We start from the raw sequence: 21,199 nt of genomic DNA, 5'->3' as shown, positions 1-21,199 counted from the left end.
TCTCAGTGTATAAAAAAATTCTACTTTTTCTATTTTGTAGTACTTTCATAACTTCCGCTCATATAGTGAAAGCAACAGGAGAAAATACTTCCTCACCAATTAGTTTTGACATTCAGTTATTGTCATGGGATATGATTAATGAATGGCTTCCTAGATACAGCAAGTTTACAATTATGGACATTGAAACAGGTAAGCAGTTCAACGTTCAGCGAAGAGCAGGAAGCCAGCATGCAGACGTACAGCCGCTTACTACAGAAGATACAAAGATAATGAAGGATATTTATGAGGGTAAGTGGAGCTGGCGTCGGAGAGCGGTCCTCATCATGGTAGAGGATCAATGGTATGCTGCATCCATGCATGGAATGCCACATGGTGCAGGTGCTTTGGCAAATAATTTTCCTGGTCATTTTTGTGTTCACTTTTTAGGAAGCACAACTCATAAAACAGATAAGATGGATTTTTCCCATAAATTAATGGTTTATAAAGCAGCAGGGCAATTAACGGAGTATTTAGAGCAATTGAATCCCAATGATGTAGCTACAGCATTTATTGCTGGCATAAAAGAGCAGGATACAACGATACTACAATCTATTTCAACGAAGCAAGATTGGTCTTCTGAACTAACGATGATAGAGAATATAAAAATGATGGACATGAAAGAGTTAGAGCACGAAGATTATGAGCAAGAGTTGCAAGTGAACCTTTCAATCGATTGCAATGTGTATGTGAAAAACGAAAAATCTAGAAGAGTAAGAAAAGAGCTATTACTGATTAGGAGTTCACCGTTAGAAGGATGGAAGGTAATTGTTGAGAAACCTCTGTTAGAATAGTTGTCCAAATAAAAGACATCCCGTACTTTTTATTATAAGAAGACGGGATGCTTTTTTAATAGGTTTAGGAATGAAAAGAAATTATCCCTTCATTTCCCCAAATTTAATAAATGTTTTTTCCTCTTCAACCAATCCACATGCAGCGCATTGAATGCGATAATCAGGACCAGAATATCCCATATGAAATGGGGATAAATTCTCGGATGTGTATTCCTCTACAACAGTACCGGTTTGCGGATCTAACTTAACCGATTGAGGGACTTGCTGAATAATATTAAAGCGACTGCGATTCGTTTTGCAATTGGGGCAGCAATACGGTGTATTCATATCATTACTCCATTCTTTATAGATATTAATCCTTTTTATTTTTCCAACTATGCCGTTTTTTATGCAATTTTCCTGTTTAGTGACTTGTAATAAACACTACATTTTTGTAAACCTTTTGTCTTTAATGTTATTTTGGAGCTGGTCAAAAAAATATGTCAACTATTTTTTTTGACCAAAATACGGAGGATGAAGAAAAAAAATCAATTATTGTTTTTTTTATCCATCTTTATTTATAACCAAATAAACAACAGATATTTGTTGATCTACCTATTAATCTATTCTATTTTCTTTTTATCTATTAATTTATTCCGCAACATTATTTTTCATCTGTATTTTTTATCCAAAATTATGACAAAAATCGTATGATATGATGTTGTTGTAAGTCGAAAACAACAAAATCTATTAATTTTTCGATTTGGATAACCAAGGAGGAAATAACCGATGAAAAAGAAAAATGTAATTTTTTCAGTAGCAGCAGCATCAACATTAATGCTGGCAACACCGCTTGCAAATAAAGCAGAAGCAGCATCTATTCAACCTCAAGAAGCAAAAATAATCTATCAATCTAATAATTTATCAGAAGAGCAACTAAATAAAATCCTTAACAATATTTCTACTAATTATCAAGTAGATATAGATAAAGTATGGAACGATCTAAAAGTTGCAAAACAACAGACGCACAATAAACAAAAGGAAGTAGAAAATCGTCCGCTAGAACAAAAAGACACTACAAATAAACAAAGTAAATCAAATCCTAAAAAGACTACTTCACAAAATAATGCAACAACCGATTCGGCTAAAGACAGTTCTGCAAAAACAGCAACATCAGTAAGTGCTTATGAAAAACAAGTAGTAGAATTAACAAACAAAGAAAGAGCTAAAAATGGCTTACCTGCGCTTACATTAGATACTGGATTAAGCAAAGTGGCAAAAGCGAAGTCACAAGATATGAGTGCAAATAATTATTTTGCTCATACAAGTCCAACATATGGAAGCCCATTCGATATGATGAAGCAATTTGGTATATCGTATAAAGCTGCAGGAGAAAATATTGCTAAAGGTCAAAAAACGCCAGAAGAAGTAGTGAAAGCATGGATGAATAGTGAAGGCCATCGTGCCAATATCTTAAGCAATAAATTTACACATATTGGTGTTGGATATGTAGAAAACGGAAACTACTGGACACAACAATTTATCGGAAAATAAACTTCGATTTTAGTTTTACAAAAAGATTAGATAAAATACAGCTTCTCAGAAATTTATTTTTGATGAAGCTGTATTTTTTTTAAACTAGAATAGGTCTAAAGTTTTATTTATCCCACTCTTAACGGACAGTAAGACTTCCCCCACTGATGGAAGTTTCACTTTATCAAAAAAATTAAAATTATAGAAATATAAGCTTCTGTTAATCAAAATAGTGGTTTTTTTGTCGATAAATTTATATAATGATTTTTCCTGAATATCTACTTTTAGAAAAAGCACACTAATTAATAGAGATATCAGAGAAGAATTTATTGTATAGGAGAAATTACAAGTGGAAATTAGACAAGGACATATAGATGATTTGCCAGTAATTATGGAAATCGTACAAAAAGCTTTAGTTATCATGCAAGGAGAAGGAAATGATCAATGGTCACATAAATATCCAAATGAAACTAGCTTCAAAGTAGATATTGAAAATAATAATCTTTTTGTTGCCATAATAGATGATAAAGTGGTTGGTTCCATTACGATCGATCAAATTGGCGGTAAAAACTATGAGGAAATAGAGTGGACCTATACCAATAAGGAATATATGGTTATTCATCGATTAGTTGTGGACCCTGATATCCGTGGAGGTGGAATTGCCAGTAACTTATTAGCTTTTGCTGAGGTTTATGCCATTGAACAAGATATATTCTATTTAAAGACGGATACATACTCATTAAATGATAAAGCACAAAGTTTATTTGTGAAAAATGGATATAATAAAGTTGGCGCAACTTATTTTGAAGGAAAAGACAAGCCATTTTATTGCTATGATAAACTATTTCTATGATATCAGTTTTAAGCTAAATAAGTGCAAGAAGGGAGAGGGAATCATTATATTCCCTCCTTTTTCATTTCTTTCTGTGGAAAAGAAAGCTGCAAAATCCCATTCTCATATTTCTTCTTAATATCCTTTTCCTTTATATCCGCAGGGATTTTAATATTTTTGGCAAAATGTTTGTTCTGTCGTTCTTTTAAAAGGTAGGCACAATTAGGAATAAATGTTTGATAATAGCCCTCTATGTGTAGAACTTGGTTATTTAAGTGAATGGATAACTGATTCACATTCATTCCTGGTAATTCTATTTCGATAAAATAATGGGATTTATTTAAATAATAATCACATGCGGGAAAGGCATCACTGTTTTTAATAGATGTAGATTCATGTGTGATCCAATCTTTGTTGGTTGACCCAAACATTTCTTTCCAATAGTCTTCCTTATGGCTATTCTCAGAAAATTGATAGATTTTTTTTAAGTTATCAAAACTCATGAAAATCTCCTCTTCTTGTTAATTCATTTCTGTCACATCAATCTCAGAATATTGAATATCAATATTCTTTTGAATCCTTATTTCTAAAATATCATCCTTATACAGTGCAACAGAGCCTTTTTTTCGTACAATCGCTGGCAGGGTAATGGTATGTTTATCTTCAAAGGAAGGAATATGTTGAATGATTAATTGATTGGATGTATAAAAAATTTTAAGATGCTCTAACCAGTTGCTATCTAAAATAGGGATTCTTACATAAACATGATGATGGGTTTCAAAAACAACATAGTTAAATTTTTCGGAATGATTAATGTTATCGTTACGAAAATTTTCTCCTTTAGAAAAACTCTGGAACATTTTATCTGGTTCCATTTTTTGGAGAGAATCAGGCATTAGTTTATCCATCATTTGCTGCACATACTTTTGAATATCCTGTGGATTCATTTGATCCATTCTATTTTTTGCATCTTTATTAAAAGGGAATAAATTCCAAGGGAACATTGGAAATTCATCCTTTCTCACTTTACAAATATATGCTTATTTTTCATTGTATTCATGGATGCAAAAAGTGTGTATTTGCCTAATTTGATTTGCAACAGAGGTCAATCGATTTAGAAATGTATACTTAAAGATAAGGTGAATCATATGTTATCAAAAATATAAGTGATTTCAAAGGAGCCAATGAAAAAACTGCGCTACAGAGGCGCAGTTTTTTAAGAGTGAATTTGTTTATAATTAAACTTTTTCTTTTGAATTTGAACTAAACGACTTGTTAAGAATATGGCGCCGGTTGCAAGACCAACGATAAGTCCGATCCAATAACCGAATGGCCCTAAGTTTGTATAGGTAGCAAAAAGATATCCGCTCGGTAGACCAATCACCCAATAGGAGATAAAGCTCATCAAGAGAGTCACATTTACATCTTTATATCCTCGTAACGCTCCTTGAATCGGTGCTTGGATGGCATCTGAAAGTTGAAAGAAAATCGCATAAATTAGAAAATGAGCTGTTAAGTGGAGTACTTCCCAGTCTTTTGTATAAATTTCTGCAATGTCTGTTCGGAACGTTAAAAGAATGATCCCACTTATAATAGCAATTATAACAGCGAGTACGACGCCTAACCAACTATAAATTTTTGCATCCTTCATGCGTCTGGCTCCCACTTCATAACCGACAATAATGGTTAACGCAGTTGAGATGCTTAAGGGAACCATATATAAGAGAGAAGCAAAGTTAATGGCTGACTGATGTGCTGCAATTGTATTCGTATCGTAACTACTCATTAGAATAGTTACAGCACTAAATATACTTGTTTCAAAGAATACAGAAAAGCCAATCGGAATCCCGATCGTTAATATCTCTTTCCATTTTAACCAAGACATTCTCGAGAAATGAGCAAATAACTGAAAGGAGCTAAAAGGCTGTTTTTTATGAACAATATAGACAGCCATAAAGAACATAAACCAATAGGTTAGACTAGTTGCGTATCCAGTACCTACACCACCTAGTTCAGGGAAAATCCAAATTCCATTGATAAGTGCATAATTTAAGACAATATTAATTGGTATTGCTATTAAAGTGATAAACATAGTTATTTGGGTTTGGCCAAGTGAATCGATAAAGGAACGAAGAACAAAGTATAAGAAAATGGGAATAATTCCAGTGCTTAGTGCAACTAAGTAATGGTAAGTAACTTCATATACATCCTTTTCTAATCCAATGCTAGTTAAAACAGGATCTAAGAAGAAATAACCAATAATTAATAGGCAGACAGCCATACTAAAGGAAAGATATGCTGCCTGGATAACAGAAAAACGTACACCTTTGTGTTCGTTTTTTCCCATTAATTGCGAAACAATGGGAGGCAAAGCGAGTAGTATGCCACTAAGTCCTGTATAGATAGGTGTCCATAAGGAGCTTCCTACTGCTACTCCAGCTAAGTCAACGGGACTATAATGCCCTGACATTGTCGTATCAAAAAAGCTTAATGCAAAAATACCAACCTGTGTAACAAGAATAGGCAATAAAATAATAATCATTTGAGATAACTTTTGTTTTATTGAATAAGTTTGTTTCATCTGCTTGTCCTCTTTCTTTACAATAACGTTTCGTATTATATCATAGAAAAGGGGTATGAAGGAGAAGGAAAAATGGAAACTTCAAAATTGTTTGTGAAAAAAAGAGTGGTTTTGTAAGAATAGTTATTCATAATTGCTTGCAAAATTAAATTGCCCTCCTTATGATGTTTATAAATATTATTGGAAATGGATGAGGAATAATGTCTTCAGAACAATTAGAATTAGATAGAGCAGCCATAGTTTTAAAGCTTTTAGGTGATAAGACGCGTTTATCAATGGTAGGTATGCTAATGATTCATGACTGCTGTGTGTGTGAATTTGTCGATGTGATTAACATGTCTCAACCTGCTATTAGTCAACATTTAAGAAAATTAAAAGATGCTGGAGTGGTTAAAGAACAACGTAAAGGTCAATGGGTAATCTATTCCTTAGACCAACAAAACAAATATTTTTCAATGGTGAGTGACATACTAAAATACATTCCTAATCAAGAAGAAAAATTCATTTGGTTAGAAAAACAGGGGTTAAGAATATCCTGTGAGTAACAGTTGATAAATATAAATGAATTGATATGTTGTCTTTTTATAGATAACATATAAGTATATAATTATATGTTAAAATACGTTATGCATATTCTAATGAAATTTGATGTAACTTATGGAGGTTGACAGATTTTGCTACAAACCATTTTGGCAATCATTATCTTTTTATTAACATTAACTTTGGTTATTTGGCAGCCGAAAAATCTTTCAATAGGCTGGTCTGCTTGTGGGGGGGCGATATTAGCGTTACTTATTGGTGTAGTGGATTTTAATGATGTAGTGGATGTAATAGGAATTGTTTGGAATGCTACACTTGCATTTATTGCTATTATTATTATTTCGCTGGTTCTAGACGAAATTGGATTTTTTGAATGGGCAGCATTACATATGGCTCGCGTTGCTAAGGGAAACGGAGTCAAAATGTTTATTTATGTTTCTATATTAGGTGCAATAGTTGCGGCGCTATTTGCTAATGATGGGGCGGCACTTATTTTAACACCAATTGTATTAGCGATGGTACGAGCATTAAAGCTAGATGAAAAAATGGTTTTTCCATTTATTATCGCAAGTGGATTTATTGCTGATACAACTTCTTTACCTTTAGTAGTTAGTAATCTTGTTAATATTGTTTCTGCTGATTTCTTTGGAATTAGATTTGTTGAATATGCGACTAGAATGATTATTCCAAATCTCTTTTCCTTGGCAGCAAGCATTCTTGTCCTATACCTTTATTTTCGTAAGAGCCTTCCAAAGGTATATGAATTAAACCACTTAAAGGCTCCAATTGAAGCAATTAAAGACCCAAAAATGTTTCGTATTTCGTGGTTAATTTTAGCATTTCTTCTTACTGGGTATGTAGGTAGTGAATTTCTTGCTATTCCGGTATCGTTTATTGTAGGTATCATTGCTATTGTTTTTCTTGTTTTTGCCAGAAGAAGTGCTGCAGTATCGATTAAAGATGTAATGAAAGGAGCACCGTGGTCAATCGTATTCTTTTCAATAGGAATGTATGTGGTTATTTATGGACTTCGCAATGTTGGATTAACAAACCTGCTTTCTACAGTAATTCAGGCAGCGGCAGATCAGGGCCTTTTTATTGCGACCCTAGGAATGGGATTTATGGCTGCTATTATATCTTCGATTATGAACAATATGCCCACTGTTCTGATTGATGCATTAGCAATAGCTGATACAAATGCAACAGGAGTTATTAAGGAAGGTTTAATTTATGCCAATGTAATTGGCTCTGATTTAGGACCAAAGATTACACCAATTGGCTCATTAGCTACTTTACTATGGCTTCATGTTTTGTCACAAAAAGGGGTTAAAATTTCATGGGGAACTTATTTTAAAACAGGTATCATCCTAACAATTCCTACCCTTTTTATTACGTTAATCGGTTTATATTTATGGCTTTCTTTTCTTTCGTAGTTGGCCTGTTATGAATATTAAATAGGTTGTTTGCCAAAGATAGGTGCTTCTTTAGTAAGAAAAAATAAATTTTTGTAATAGGAGGATTGACATGAAAATAATTATTATAGGATCAGTAGCAGCTGGAACATCAGTAGCAGCAAAAGCGCGTAGGAATGATGAAAATGCGAAGATCACCCTTTATAATGCTGATTATGATATTTCTTATTCTGCTTGTGGAATCCCATATTTCTTAGGAGGAGAAGTAGAGGACATAGAAACATTGATACCGAGAAGTCCAGCTTGGTTTAAAAAGCGGTACAATGTCGATGTTTTTGTCCGATACGAAGTCACGAAAATAGATACAACTCAGAAAAAAGTTCAAGTGAAGAATTTGGAAACAAATGAAACTATAGAGGATGTATATGATGTTTTAGTTTTCGCTACGGGAGCTTCACCAATAACTCCAGCTATCCCTGGAATTGAAAGTAAGCAAGTTTTTCAGGTTCGTACCATTCAAAATACAGTAGCGATTAATCAATTTATTACAGAACAGCAACCCAAGAAGGCTACAATTATCGGGGCGGGGTATATTGGTTTAGAAATGGCAGAACAGCTAACCCGTAGAGGATTAGAAGTAACATTAGTACAACGGAGTAATCAAGTTTTGACACATATGGATAAAGATATTGCTTCACGTGTACAGGAACACTTAATTAAAAACGGGGTTAATCTGCTATTAAACGAGGAAGTTACAACGATAAGCAAAAAGGAAATACAAACAAAATCAGGGAAAACAATGGAAACAGATCTTGTTATCCTTGCTACAGGTGTTCGTCCTAATGTGAAATTAGCAAAAGCTATTGGTGTAATGGTCGGTGATTCAGGGGCGATAGTCGTTAATAACAAGATGCAAACAAACTTACCAGACATATATGCTGTAGGAGACGTTGCTGAGAGTTATTCGTTAATAACAGGGAAACCACTGTATCGCCCATTAGGTAGTACCGCAAATAAAATGGGGAGAATAGCTGGTGATGTGATAACAGGTGGTTCATTAGAGCATAGAGGGATTTTAGGAACTGGAATCCTTCGAGTTTTTGACTTAGCAGTTGGACAAACTGGAATGAACGAAACAGAAGCATTGAAAGAAGGATATGATATTGAAATACTCCATAATATAAAGCCAGCTAGAGCAGAGTATCTTGGGGGCAAGGAGTTAGTCATAAAGGCAATTGCTGATAGGGAAACAGGTAGAATATTAGGAGTGCAAATAGTTGGGGAAGATGGGGTAGATAAAAGAATCGATGTGTTTGTAACAGCAATTACTTTTAAAGCAAAAGCAGAAGATTTATTTCATCTCGATCTTGCGTATGCTCCCCCATTTAGCACAACGAAAGATCCAGTTATGTACACTGGAATGGCCTTGCAGAATGCGATTGAAAAGAAAAATAAATTAATCACACCTAAAGCTTTAACGGAAAGAATCCATAACAAAGAATCCATTCAAGTTATTGATACACGTGGTGCCAAACAATTTAATGTTTCATGTGTCGACAATGCGATTAACATACCACTAGTGGATTTGCGTAAGAATTTAACCAAACTCGCCCCCAACTTGCCGACAGTAATCTATTGTAATAGTGGAGTAACGGGAAATGCTGCACAGAATGTATTGCGGAATCTAGGATTCACCGAACTTTATAATCTATCCGGTGGAAATAAAAATTATCAATACTACAAGAAGAATCAATAATTTAAATAAAATAAGATCAGTTGATAGGCGAATGGACTATCACTGATCTTTAGTAGATTATGGGAATAAGCTTACGCCTCTCTGCAATCATTTGTCGTCTCTTCTGCATTTTGACGTAGAGTATATAGAGTAAATAAATCTTTAGGAATTTCAAATAATTGATATGGAATGCCAGAACCATTTAATGTTTGCAAAAGATTGCTTCTCGTTTCATTAGCGGAAATCACATAAGGAAGCTTTTCAGCTGCTTTTAGTGAACGGATATTATTGCTTCGAATCCGCATTAGTATACTTTCAATAGTAAGATCGAAGAATGCTTCTGAGAAAAATAGATCTTTTGCTATTTGATTGTATCCTTTTCCGTGATATGGTTTCCCCAACCAAGTTCCGAGAAAGCCGATATTTTCGTTAATATCATAGAGATTAATCGTACCAATCGGATTGTGCCATTCATCTAAAATGGTTCTTGAAATGAGTTCTCCTCTTTCTTCCGCTTCTATTGTTTGTTTCGTTAGAAAAAGATATTCTTCATAAGAATTAGCTTTTTGACGCACGAAAGGGAAGACATCTGGATGCGTCATTAAAGGATACAATGCTTGACATTCCTCAAGGTCTCTTTTCTTTAACACAATAATCCCTCCATTATGAGGGCAGAACTTACTCATGAAAAAAGAAAAGCCCACCCTCGAAATTTTTAATCCATTTGAAAAAAAATTTCGGGGTGGGAATCGAACCCACTAGAACCAAAGCGGTGGCGCACCATTTGCCTTCCCATCTTTAATTATTATCGCATGATAACAAATTACTTTTCTATATCATACAAAATTTCAGCGAAATTGAAAATAGGAAAATACAAACAAAATGTAAATAATTAATGAACAATTATTAAGATAGAATTTACGATTCTTAATATGATAATAGGGAACATATTTTATCCCACTTTTAACGGGGAGTAAGTTTTCATTATCGGACAAATATTATCTAAAAATGAAACCTTTAATGAGAACAATCGTATATAATAACATAGCAATCATTAATTTTAGTTGGAGGTAACTTTCATGGATTTCAATAAAGATAAATCATCAAATGATGATAGAATTTTTGCAATGTTGATTTATGTATCTAGTTTTTTTACAACTTTTATCGGACCATTAATCATATGGCTCGTTAAAAAAGACTCTCCATTTGTTGATTATCATGGGAAGGCATATTTTAATTTTTTAATTTCCTATGCAATCTATTCCTTTGTTGCATGGATTCTTATATTTGTTTTAATAGGGTTTATTATTTTACCTATTATCGGAATAATGGCGTTTGTATTTACGATTATCGCCGCAGTAAAGTCTTATGAAGGACAGGACTATCATATTCCGTTAACTATTCGTTTTATTAAATAATTCATTTTGTAAAGCGCATTTTCATGATGGCAGCATATTCCCTAAAGTACAGCACTAACTTTACCGATTTTGGTGTTTTTGCGGCTAGGGGGTATGCTGTTATTTTTAGTTCTTTCGCTATTTCTAGCGCTCTGAACAAATGGAAATCATTACTCACAATAACTGCTTCGTTAATGGAAAAAAGCGTTTTTGTGTATTGTAAGTTCTCGTAAGTACTAGTTGATTTATCTTCTACAAGAATTCTTTCTTTAGGTACCCCCTGTTCGATAAAAAAATTCAGTAAAGCAGCTGCTTCTGTCATTTCTTTCCCGTTCTCTTTTCCACCAGTAACAATAATGGTTGAAGATTGGTTTTTCTCCCAATAATCAAATGCGGTTTCTGCACGATATGGAAGCGCTTTAGAAAGCTGGTCGCCATTTACCTTTTCTCCTAAAACAATTATATAAGAAACGTTTTTTGGCGGTTTAATGGAAGCTGTCTGTTTTATTTTCATATAAGTATATGAGACGTAGATGATAGAAAAAATAATAGAATCGAAAATAAAATGAATATGTTTTTTCTCAAAAAAATCATCTCCAATTAATCATAGATTGGAATAAAATTAATAGAATAGATAGTAAAGATTAAGAAATGAGCCCAAATTCACAATTCTTTCATGTGATAAGAACGGAAACAAAGGAGCTTTCATTATGAATATTGAAAAATATTACAAATATACAGCAATATCAGCCTTAAACGCTAGTTTAATTAGTTGTATTCCTATCTTTCTATTTGTTGGTGTCTTTATAATTAGTCATTCAAGTATCGCTTTTCTCCTTCTTTTGGCACCATTTGGAATATACAGTGTAACATGCTTTAGCCAGTATTATTTACATAAAAGGCGATTTGAAAAGCTGAACAAATTCCTTAACGTTGGCAAAGCAAGATCGATTTTGAAAACAAATACAGTTGTTTTATCCTTTTTACCTGCCCCCTCCTTACGTATGATTGTTTTTGATAGAGATGGACAGGAGATAGGAGAGATTAAAGATGAAAAATTTTCATTAATCCGCTGGTATCTTCCATTTTTATTTGATCATTTTTATACAAAATCATATGGATTTTATAATACGGAGGACGAGCTCCAATATATTTTTACCATAAAAAAAGATCGGATAGAGATTAAAAATAAGAATAAGAAAACAATCAGTAAAATCATAGAGCTTAAAACTGATAAACGATTAGTGAGCAACTTTTTGTATGGAGATAATATGATTAGGATGAAAAAAAGCTTTGGACATATGGAATATCACTTTGAGAAAGAAGATGGACAAACATTAGCGCACTTGAGAAAAGGGTGGATGCCAAAAGAATGGACGAAGCGTTTTATGGATCCTAACCAACCGCTTTTGACAATTGATCATCATGCATCTGATAAAGAAATTATTCATGTTTATGCTTTATTAACGAAAATATTTGCGTATAGCAATCATTAACTTTCGACGAAATCATTATGGTAATAGTTACAAAAAAGTGCTGAAAAAATAGGAAAAAGTGAGTGTTTTCTCCTAAAAAATATTGGCAAAGTAATGGTAATCTGCTATTATAAGTTCTTGTGGCTACCTTATTAAATACAAAAAAAGTCATGTCAATTTTAGGCATCTTTTCTTGTATGGAAAAGGAAGCGGGTAGGGAGAGGGCTATAACTAAATAGGTATATCAGATGAAAACGTTTATTTTTTCGTTTTTTAAGCTAAAGGAAAGTCAAACATCCATAAAAACGGAAGTCCTTGCAGGGGTTATTGGATTTTTTACTGTTGTCTATATCGTGGTAGTAAATTCCTTAATTCTGGCGGAAGCAGGTATCCCTTTAGAAGCAGCGATAGTAGCAACCATTCTTACTTCTGTTGTCGGCTGTTTTTTAATGGGTTTTTATGGGAATGTGCCTGTTTTGCTAGTACCAGGTATGGGAATTAATGCCTTATTTTCTTACACAATTGTAAAATCAATGTCTCTAACTTGGCAGGAAGCTTTGGCAGTTGTATTTGTCTCGGGTATTTTGTTTATGATTGTTGCCTTTACAAAATTGGCAAAAGTTGTGAGCGATTCTATCCCTGTTTCGTTAAAAGAATCAATTACGGTTGGTTTAGGCCTATTTTTAATGTTAATTGGTTTGGAAAAAGGCGGCATTGTAGAAAGAGGATCAAATTCGATTATCGCTTTAGGATCTTTTAGTGATCTACATGTACTAGCAACTGTGCTTACTTTTTTAATAAGTATCATTCTTTTCTTACGAAATGTGAAGGGCAACTTTCTAATTACGATTGTTGTTGGGACGCTAATTGCTTGGATGTTTGGGCTAATTGAAGTAAACAGCGGGAATAGTCAATCGATTCACTTGCAAGAATACAAAACTGTGTTTGGTCATTTGTCTTTTGATAAACTGCTAACGATTCCGTTTTGGATTGCTGTATTTTCTCTAACAATGGTACTTGTTTTTGAAAATATTGGTCTTGTAAATAATCATGTGCAATTTATTAATAGACCTGAACGTTTTTCGAAAGCTTTTCGTGCTAATTCCATTTCTGTATTTCTTTCTAGCTTTTTTGGCACAAGTCCAACTGTAGCGACTGTGGAAAGTTCTGCAAGTATGACCGCAGGTGGAAAAACAGGTTTGACAGCAGTAACGACAGGTGTTTTATTTATTTGTTCTGCATTTTTTATTCCTGTTATTAAATTAATTCCAGACAGTGCTATTGCACCAATCTTAATTATTATTGGGGGATTAATGCTACAAAATATCCGTAATCTGGATCTAAAGGATCTAAGTGAAAGTTTTCCTAGCTTCTTTATTATTGCCATGATTCCGTTTACTTATAGCATAGCTGATGGCATGGCTATTGGGTTTATTCTTTACCCAATTTTAAAAATAGCATTAGGCAAAGCAAAAGAAGTTTCACTTCCTTTGTATTTAATATCCTCATTGTTTTTGATTAATTTTGTGCTCCAATATACACATTAATCAAATAAAAAGACCATCCTTTATTTAAGAACAATCTTTGTTCTTTTTATGTATCGTTCGAGCTTTTTTCGTATAGCTTGTTGTTTTTTCAATCGGAAAAAAGAATTAGTTGGAAAAATGGAGCAGCCGGAATACAAGAAGACGCCACGGGGATTAGCGAGACAGCCTGAGACCCCGGAGTTCAAAGCTGAGGAGGCTTAAGCTTAGCCCCCACTGAGAGCGAAGTGTATTCCGACTGCGGGTAAACGCAACATACTTTACGAAAACAGCCTTTAGAAAAGAGTCTTTCCTAAAACGTCGTAATAAAGGATGGTCTTTATCATTTCTTATCATTTCAACTTAGATACCCCCATAACATACCAAAATAAGACAAATTAAACGAGAAAATTTGCCATCTAACACTCAAGGTTCGACAACCTTCTACTTATAAATTTATTAAAATGACAATAGCTAATGGCGTAATAGATCGACGGAGGTAAATGAATGGAAGTTTTTGTGGCGAGGCAGCCACTATTTAATCGAATGGAAGAAGTTTATGGATATGAATTACTTTATCGTGATAATAATATTAATTCATTTCCGAATGTAGATGGAGATCAAGCGACTACAGGTTTAATTATTAATAGTTTTTTAAATATTGGGATGGAAAAATTATCAGATGGAAAACCTTGTTTTATCAATTTTACAGAAAACTTGTTAGAACTTAGGCTTCCTACATATTTTCAACCAAGGGACATTATAATAGAAATTCTAGAGACAGTTGTTCCAAGTCAAAAAATTATTGATATTTGTTTAGAACTTAAACAATTAGGTTATAAATTAGCTTTAGATGATTTTATCTTTGACAAAAGCAATGGATATGCACATTCCTTATTATTATTAGCAGATATGCTTAAAGTCGACTTCAAGCATACATCAAAAGAAGTACGGGAAGAGTTGGAATCGCTAGCTAAAAAACATGATATTGAATTGGTTGCAGAAAAGCTTGAGACAAGGGAAGAGTATGAACAAGCCAAAAAAAGTGGTTATCACTATTTTCAAGGCTATTATTTTTCTAGACCATTAATTATGACTTCCCACGATGTACCAACTTATATCCACACGTATTATAAAATTCTAGAACTTTTGAATGAGGAAACCCCAGATATTAATCGCATTTCAAAGTTGATTGAACAGGATATTTCTTTATCCTACAAGCTTTTGAAATTAATAAACACATTAGGGTTTGGGATGAAACAAAAAGTTACTAGCATAAAAAATGCTATTATTTATATAGGTCTTATAGAGCTTCAAAAATGGATTTATATTCTTACAGTTAGAGAAAAAGACTGGAAGAATGGCATCTCTTTTGAAGTGATGCATAATTGTTTAATTCGTTCTAAAATGTGTGAATCAGTAGCAAAGTTAATACCAGAAAGATTGGAATATGGAAGTTTTTTTTTAACAGGGATGTTTTCTCTAATGGATACTATTATGAATCAAGATATGGAAACCATTCTATCAGATTTGCCTTTAGATGAATCAATTGTCCATGCCCTTTCAGGAAAGAAAAATATGCAGCGAGAAGTGCTCCAATTGGTAATTGCAGCAGAAACTGCAGATTGGACAAGCATCGGACTCGGTTGTAAAGAATTAAATATACAAGAAAAAGAATTGTTTAAAGTATATGCAGAATCCATTTCATGGGCTAAAAAGCTTTTAGATGAAGATTATTTATAATGATACTATAATAAAGGCTGGGACAAAACAAAATATATAATAGATGATTGAGTCAAGTTTTTGTGGGAGTTTTTTTAGCTCCCTTTTTTATAAAGTAAAACCTCTAAGTTTGTATCCGCTTTCCAATTGGTTTTGTTCTTCCAACTGTTGATTCTCTCATTTTTTAAAAACCTTTTAATCCCTGTAAGGCAAAGTGAACGGGTTTTCCAATCGCTTGATTTAAGTATGGCATGTTCTGACGCACGGTTTCTGTTACTAATTTTGTGGGTATTTTTCTTTTCGGTCGATGCTCTTTCTTTGATTTTTCCGTGGCTTTTTCCCATTTTCCATATATCGTTTGGATAGATAGATCATCCTTCAACCCAATCCACAAACGTGCCATGCTCATGACGCCTTTTTTGCTCCATGCTCTTCCATTTTTTAATCGTTTGGCTAATTGATTCATCATTGCTTCTGCACTTCCCATTGGACGATACGCTGTCGTGTCCACGCCTTTCTCCTGTAACCAACTACGGTAATCTTTTATGGTTTCCTGATGATGCGTTAAAAAGCCGAGGAAATGCGCTAGTTTTTCTTCTTCTTCTGGTGTATCCATTGTTCCTACTGCGCTATTCAACTCTAGAAGTAATGTTTCTACCTGGTAGTTTTTTAACGCTCTTTTCATGTAGCGGTATCGAGGATGGCTCTTCATTAGTTGCTTCATCGAACGAGCGACATGAAAACGGTCCATGGTGAAAAAGGCGCGTTCCCGAAAATACTCCCGACATGCCGTTATCCAGCCTGCTCCATCGCCATTAATAATAAGCAAGGTTTGGGTTGGATCATACGCATAATGATTCTGTAAGAATGTTTCAAAAGCTTCCCAAAAGGGTTCTTTTTCTTCATAGAGAAAATGCCTTTTATTTCGGAGCCTGACTCGCTTTCCGTTTTCTTTCCATCCCTCATGTACAGCGGCGAATTTCAACTCCCATCCACGCTTTTTCTTTTCTTGACTCTTCACATATAATCCATCTACTTCGACAAACAACACCTTTTGAAAAGGACGTTTTTCCTTAGCGGGAAGTACGCTTGTATGAAGAAGATGTTGCCGTAATGCTTCGTGGCTCATCGCCGAATAGCCTAAAAATTGTTCGAACGTTTCCACCGCCTTTCGATAGGAGGAACCATTTGTCGCTAATTCTAGCCCCCATTCTTCTAATAGTGGACTAAACCCTTTATTCCCTTGAAACTGTAAATAATGATCTAACAGACAAATATATTTTTTGGTTACACGATCGAAATAATAATTACGCTTCAGCTCCACTGCTCCAAACGCTGTATCTACTCGTATTTCTCGTTTATCTCGTAAAGCAAATCTTCTTTTGTCTCGTTGCTGAGCAATCTCTAGATCCCAATTTTCTAATGTTTGAACAAGGATTTCTTGAAAGGTCATTTGTAGTGTTCGAAATAAAGTTTTTTCCAATTCTTTTAATGATGGCATTTTTGTGTTACATTGATTCATGAGAGCCTCTCCTTTTCGTAGTATTCTAGTCAAACTCTACTTTACAAAAGGAAGCTCTCTTTTTTAATACTTAATTTTTTCCAGCTACCGCGCTTTCGCTTGGTGGCCTTTTTGTCTAGTTGGGGGACTCGTCCCCCAACTAGACAAAAAGGATATTTATTCTCCCACAAACATTTTACTCATACTATAATAGATAAAGACGAACAATCTCTCATTTAGTAGCGAAACCAACTCGTTCCATTACGCTACAGACACTCTATGCGCCGGGGAGCAACCTAAGCCTACTCGGCTAAAGCCTGTGGGGTCTAAAGATTGCTCTACTTCCCGCAGGAGCCCGAGTGCCCTCCGCTCCATTTCAATCCGTTTTTAAAGGTTGTTTCGTTTCATCCTTTTTTTAAAGAAAATATAATGAGTAGGAAATACGAAGCAGACTGAATACACGTAGACTCCTATGGGAGCTGCGAGAAAGTCCAAGACCCCGCAGGAACGAGGAGGCTTGGCGCTCGCCCCATGGAAAGCGAAGTGTATTCAGTCTGCGGGTGATCACCACAAACCTTCTTTTTTAAAATTAATTAATTGCAGGTTAGACAAAGGAACAGTAAAATGAAAGAAGATTGAAATGAGCTTGGAGGAATTGGAATGAATATAAAGATAACAAAATGTCATGGTAGTGGCAATGACTTTTTAATTATAGATGAGATTTCGAATGCCTATCAGTTTACAGAGGAAGAAAGAGCACAATTAGCTATAGCATTATGTGACAGGCAGTCTTCTTTAGGTGCAGACGGAATTCTTTTTGTCATGCCAAGTAGCGTTGCTCATGCTAGAATGAGAGTATTTAATGCAGATGGATCCGAAGCATCTATGTGTGGAAATGGCATTCGCTGTGTTGCTCGCTATGTTTGTGAACTACTTCAAGTAGAAGAGGCTGTAATTGAAACGATGAAAGCTAATTTGGAAGTGAAAAATGAAACGGATATTTATCCCAATATTCCTACGTATTTGGTAGAGATCTCTCCTGTTTCTTTTCACACAAAAGACCTTCCGTTACAGGTGAGCACTGATACACTAATAAATGAGAAAATCACAGGGTTAAATCAAGATCTTTTATTTACTGCATTAGCAGTACCAAATCCACATTTAATTACGCTTGTAAATAAGGCAGTTCTTGAATCCGATATACAAGAAGGTTTAAGTAAATATGTGAATGGACCAAATGAATACTTTCCAGATGGAGTTAATGTTAGCTTTGTTTCAATCCTAGATAAAGGCAGTATTTATGTCCGTACATATGAACGAGGTGTTGGCTTTACAAATGCATGCGGAACCGCGATGTCAGCTTCTACCCTTGTTTCCATATTAAATGGTTATAATGAGGAAAATAGCTATGTTGATGTGTATAATAATGGTGGCAAAGTTCGATGCTATGTACATAATCAAAATAACCAATATCGAATCGATTTAATCGGAAATGCAACATATGTTTATCGAGCAGATGTTACATTTGACTGGAATGCACTTGATGGTTTTGAAGTAGCGAATAAGCAGTACTTTGAGGCTGAAGCTATTCAATATAAAAAACTACAAGATGAAGCAAAAAAGTATGTAGAGACTCATTTAAAGTAATTTTTGGGAAAACGTTTTGCTTGATAGGAATAGAATGATAAGGTTAGGTCTATTCAACATTTCGTTATGTAGAATAGGTACTAACCTTTTTCATTGCTTTAGAGCACCTAAAAGATAGAAATGTAGCCGTTTAGTATAATATTGTTCAATTAGCAAATGGTAAGTAAAAAAGGAATAGGTTATGAAACCAATAAAGCCATTTGAACCAATATTAACAGAAGTAATTCCAAAAGGCGATCAGTGGATTGCTCAGGTAAAGTGGGATGGAACAAGAATCCTCACTTATTATGATGGGGATAGAACGCAATTATTTAATCGAAAGAAAAATGAAAAAACACAACAATATCCAGAGCTATTAAAACCAAGTTCATTTATCCAGGCAAAAAATTGCATTCTCGATGGGGAAGTAATTGCATTACAGGATGGAAAACCGTCGTTTTATGAAGTAATGAGGCGTGATAGGTTACGAAATCTCGAACGATTGAGTGAGTTGCAAGAAAAAGTTCCCATTACATATATGATTTTTGATATCCTCTTTTTGGATGGTAACTGGCTAGTAGACAAACCTTTACAGGAAAGACAGCAAATATTAAGTGAAAAAATTTCTGGAAATGAAGTTGTGCAACTTGTCGAAAGTTTTTCAGATACACAAGGTTTATTTGAGGTTTGTCAGCAGCATCAACTGGAGGGAATTGTATGTAAGGACCTTGAAAGTTCTTATACAATAAATGGAAAAGATGCTAGATGGCGTAAGAGAAAAAAAGAGCAGGATTTAATCGCTATAGTAGGTGGAGTTACGATAAAAAATAATATAGTCCATTCTCTTCATCTCGGATTATTTGATAAGGTGGGTAAGTTATTCTATATTGGAAGTGCTGGCTCAGGCAAGCTGTCAGCAAACGATTGGGTCACTATAACAAAAGTAATGGAGCCGATTATCATACAAGATTGTCCTTTTTTTAATCAATGCGATGTGAAGGGAGGAGTTTGGTTAAGACCAGCGCTCACTGTAAAAATTTCCTTTTTAGAATGGACAGAAGGAAAAACTTTGAGGCACCCTGTGATTGAATCATTTGTAACTGTCCCAATTGAAGAATGCAAATTAGAATAACAGTAAAGGGAGTTATCATGTTAATCGATACTCCCTTTACTATTATGTGGATTGCTTAATACTTCTAGTACTTGACGGAATGGTTGTTTTTCTTTTACTTCAAAATAATGAGCAAATGGGTTGATTCCTTTATGCAATCTTTGCAATACTACATTCATGGAAAAGTGACTAGGATGTAAATCATCTGTTAATTCATTCCATTCAAGTGGACATGCAACAAATCCGCCTTTATTACCGCGAATGGAATAGGGAGCAATAATTGTCTTGCCCTCGCTATGCTGGATATAGTCAATATATAATCTGTTTTTGCGGTTTTTTTTCAATCTTTCAATGGTGAAAAGTTCTGGATTCTCAACAATCATATAGTTAGCAATAAATTCTGTGAACAAACGTACTTCTTCGTAAGTGAATGTTTTTTCAGGAAGTGGTAAATACACTTGAATGCCTTTATTTCCTGATATTTTTAAAAAGGATAAAAGCTGCAAGCGATCAAGAATCTGTTGAAGAGCTTTTGCAGCTTGAATTGCCATATGAAAATGTTCAACAGACGGCGGATCAAGATCAAACACAATTTCAGATGGCATATAATCCGAATAGATGGTTTCAAATGGAATATGAAATTCAAACGCTAATTGATTTCCTAACCATAAAAGAGTTTCTAGGTTATTACAAACAATATATTGAATCCCTTCATGCATAGATGTTTCTACATAGGAAGGGGCATAATCTGGGCATTGTTTTTGATAGAAAGATTCTCCAAATAGACCATGGGGAAAACGGATCGTTGTTAGTAGGCGATTTTGTAAAAAAGGAAGAAAGTAGGGGCTGATTTCTTTTAAATACAAAATATAATCGAGTTTAGTAATGGACGTATCGGGAAAAAGAGGTTTATCAGGATGGGTAATAGTAGTACCATCTGTTTCCAGAATATTTTCTAACTTACAGTCTTGCCAGTTTTGATTATATAAAAACTTCTTAAAAATTGGATTAATTATCTTTTGTTGTTCGAAGGAGGAAAATTGTAATTCTACGCATATTCCTGGTTCCATATAATAAAAGTCGTCATCCTCTATTTTATAATGTTCTTGTATGATAGATATAAGAGCTGTTTTTTCTTCTTTTTTTAATCCCTTTTTAAAAGAGCCGACAGCGATAATGTGTTTATTTAAACAGACGCTAACACCAAATGTTCCTGTTTTTTTATGATAGCTACTAATAAAAAATCCAGCTGAATGCATATGTAATCCCTCCTGAATGTATTCTATTAATAGTATTCCTGCATATCTCGTTCTGTATGAAATGTATGTGTTGCCAATAATTAAATAGTATGAAAAAGACTTGGTAACACAATGTATTAATAAAGATAAAAAGCTAACTATTT

General features: G+C 34.2%; 20 protein-coding genes. 12 read left to right on the top strand and 8 right to left on the bottom strand.

What is annotated here, in order from left to right:
- The first annotated feature begins 5 nt into the window (after positions 1–5).
- Entirely contained in the window at positions 6–830 is an 825-nt protein-coding gene (locus HHU08_RS14200; protein ID WP_169188724.1) for a hypothetical protein, read from the top strand.
- Positions 831–911: 81 nt separating this feature from the next.
- On the opposite strand, the gene HHU08_RS14195 is transcribed toward HHU08_RS14200, so the two are convergent.
- The gene (locus tag HHU08_RS14195; protein ID WP_016203948.1) at positions 912–1,157 is read right to left on the bottom strand and encodes a hypothetical protein; all 246 of its coding nucleotides are present in this window, start codon (positions 1,155–1,157) and stop codon (positions 912–914) included.
- A gap of 441 nt (positions 1,158–1,598) precedes the next feature.
- Between HHU08_RS14195 and HHU08_RS14190 the strand changes: the two genes are divergently transcribed.
- Together HHU08_RS14190 and HHU08_RS14185 are read left to right on the top strand one after the other, a co-directional pair.
- A complete protein-coding gene (locus HHU08_RS14190; RefSeq protein ID WP_016203947.1) occupies positions 1,599–2,363 on the top strand; it encodes a CAP domain-containing protein in 765 nt (254 codons plus the stop codon).
- 328 nt (positions 2,364–2,691) lie between these two features.
- Positions 2,692–3,195 carry a GNAT family N-acetyltransferase gene (locus HHU08_RS14185; RefSeq protein WP_016203946.1) on the top strand — a complete coding sequence of 168 codons (504 nt, stop codon included), beginning with the start codon at positions 2,692–2,694 and terminating at the stop codon, positions 3,193–3,195.
- Positions 3,196–3,239: 44 nt separating this feature from the next.
- On the opposite strand, the gene HHU08_RS14180 is transcribed toward HHU08_RS14185, so the two are convergent.
- The 3 genes from HHU08_RS14180 to HHU08_RS14170 all read right to left on the bottom strand — a co-directional run bounded on the left by HHU08_RS14180 (position 3,240) and on the right by HHU08_RS14170 (position 5,755).
- Entirely contained in the window at positions 3,240–3,677 is a 438-nt protein-coding gene (locus HHU08_RS14180; RefSeq protein WP_101731018.1) for an Hsp20/alpha crystallin family protein, read from the bottom strand.
- 18 nt (positions 3,678–3,695) lie between these two features.
- Complete coding sequence (locus HHU08_RS14175; protein WP_016203944.1) at positions 3,696–4,178, bottom strand: Hsp20/alpha crystallin family protein; 483 nt, start codon at positions 4,176–4,178, stop codon at positions 3,696–3,698.
- A gap of 212 nt (positions 4,179–4,390) precedes the next feature.
- Entirely contained in the window at positions 4,391–5,755 is a 1,365-nt protein-coding gene (locus HHU08_RS14170) for an MATE family efflux transporter (protein WP_169188723.1), read from the bottom strand.
- Positions 5,756–5,955: 200 nt separating this feature from the next.
- Here HHU08_RS14170 and HHU08_RS14165 point away from each other — a divergent pair, with 200 nt between their 5' ends.
- From HHU08_RS14165 to HHU08_RS14155, 3 genes are all read left to right on the top strand, one after another.
- Positions 5,956–6,300 (top strand): ArsR/SmtB family transcription factor, encoded by a 345-nt coding sequence (locus HHU08_RS14165; RefSeq protein ID WP_169188722.1) that lies wholly within the window; start codon positions 5,956–5,958, stop codon positions 6,298–6,300.
- A gap of 129 nt (positions 6,301–6,429) precedes the next feature.
- Entirely contained in the window at positions 6,430–7,728 is a 1,299-nt protein-coding gene (locus tag HHU08_RS14160) for an arsenic transporter (RefSeq protein WP_169188721.1), read from the top strand.
- A gap of 91 nt (positions 7,729–7,819) precedes the next feature.
- Positions 7,820–9,463, top strand: coding sequence for an FAD-dependent oxidoreductase (locus tag HHU08_RS14155; protein ID WP_169188720.1), 1,644 nt, complete (start codon positions 7,820–7,822; stop codon positions 9,461–9,463).
- 71 nt (positions 9,464–9,534) lie between these two features.
- On the opposite strand, the gene HHU08_RS14150 is transcribed toward HHU08_RS14155, so the two are convergent.
- The gene (locus HHU08_RS14150) at positions 9,535–10,092 is read right to left on the bottom strand and encodes a GNAT family N-acetyltransferase (RefSeq protein WP_101731022.1); all 558 of its coding nucleotides are present in this window, start codon (positions 10,090–10,092) and stop codon (positions 9,535–9,537) included.
- Positions 10,093–10,521: 429 nt separating this feature from the next.
- Between HHU08_RS14150 and HHU08_RS14145 the strand changes: the two genes are divergently transcribed.
- Positions 10,522–10,860 carry a DUF4870 domain-containing protein gene (locus HHU08_RS14145; protein WP_101731023.1) on the top strand — a complete coding sequence of 113 codons (339 nt, stop codon included), beginning with the start codon at positions 10,522–10,524 and terminating at the stop codon, positions 10,858–10,860.
- A 1-nt stretch (position 10,861) separates the two neighbouring features.
- Here the strand turns inward: HHU08_RS14145 and HHU08_RS14140 are convergent, their stop codons facing one another.
- The gene (locus tag HHU08_RS14140; protein ID WP_169188719.1) at positions 10,862–11,353 is read right to left on the bottom strand and encodes a YdcF family protein; all 492 of its coding nucleotides are present in this window, start codon (positions 11,351–11,353) and stop codon (positions 10,862–10,864) included.
- A 196-nt stretch (positions 11,354–11,549) separates the two neighbouring features.
- Here HHU08_RS14140 and HHU08_RS14135 point away from each other — a divergent pair, with 196 nt between their 5' ends.
- From HHU08_RS14135 to HHU08_RS14125, 3 genes are all read left to right on the top strand, one after another.
- The gene (locus HHU08_RS14135; protein ID WP_169188718.1) at positions 11,550–12,335 is read left to right on the top strand and encodes a hypothetical protein; all 786 of its coding nucleotides are present in this window, start codon (positions 11,550–11,552) and stop codon (positions 12,333–12,335) included.
- 227 nt (positions 12,336–12,562) lie between these two features.
- A complete protein-coding gene (locus HHU08_RS14130; RefSeq protein ID WP_016203935.1) occupies positions 12,563–13,861 on the top strand; it encodes an NCS2 family permease in 1,299 nt (432 codons plus the stop codon).
- A 483-nt stretch (positions 13,862–14,344) separates the two neighbouring features.
- Entirely contained in the window at positions 14,345–15,580 is a 1,236-nt protein-coding gene (locus HHU08_RS14125) for an EAL and HDOD domain-containing protein (RefSeq protein WP_101731027.1), read from the top strand.
- Positions 15,581–15,743: 163 nt separating this feature from the next.
- Here the strand turns inward: HHU08_RS14125 and HHU08_RS14120 are convergent, their stop codons facing one another.
- Positions 15,744–17,081, bottom strand: coding sequence for an ISLre2 family transposase (locus tag HHU08_RS14120; RefSeq protein ID WP_100525934.1), 1,338 nt, complete (start codon positions 17,079–17,081; stop codon positions 15,744–15,746).
- Between the two features lie 639 nt (positions 17,082–17,720).
- On the opposite strand from HHU08_RS14120, the gene dapF reads away from it, so the two are divergent.
- The gene (dapF, locus tag HHU08_RS14115) at positions 17,721–18,707 is read left to right on the top strand and encodes a diaminopimelate epimerase (protein ID WP_016203933.1); all 987 of its coding nucleotides are present in this window, start codon (positions 17,721–17,723) and stop codon (positions 18,705–18,707) included.
- 181 nt (positions 18,708–18,888) lie between these two features.
- Positions 18,889–19,818, top strand: a complete 930-nt coding sequence (locus HHU08_RS14110; protein ID WP_169188717.1) for an ATP-dependent DNA ligase — start codon at positions 18,889–18,891, stop codon at positions 19,816–19,818.
- 20 nt (positions 19,819–19,838) lie between these two features.
- On the opposite strand, the gene ligD is transcribed toward HHU08_RS14110, so the two are convergent.
- Positions 19,839–21,056 carry a DNA ligase D gene (ligD, locus tag HHU08_RS14105; protein WP_169188716.1) on the bottom strand — a complete coding sequence of 406 codons (1,218 nt, stop codon included), beginning with the start codon at positions 21,054–21,056 and terminating at the stop codon, positions 19,839–19,841.
- Positions 21,057–21,199: the final 143 nt, after the last annotated feature.

The organism is Niallia alba (assembly GCF_012933555.1).
GTDB classification, from domain to species: domain Bacteria; phylum Bacillota; class Bacilli; order Bacillales; family Cytobacillaceae; genus Niallia; species Niallia alba.
Note: the sequence above shows the minus strand (reverse complement) of the source record. Positions and strands in the feature narration are given on the sequence as shown.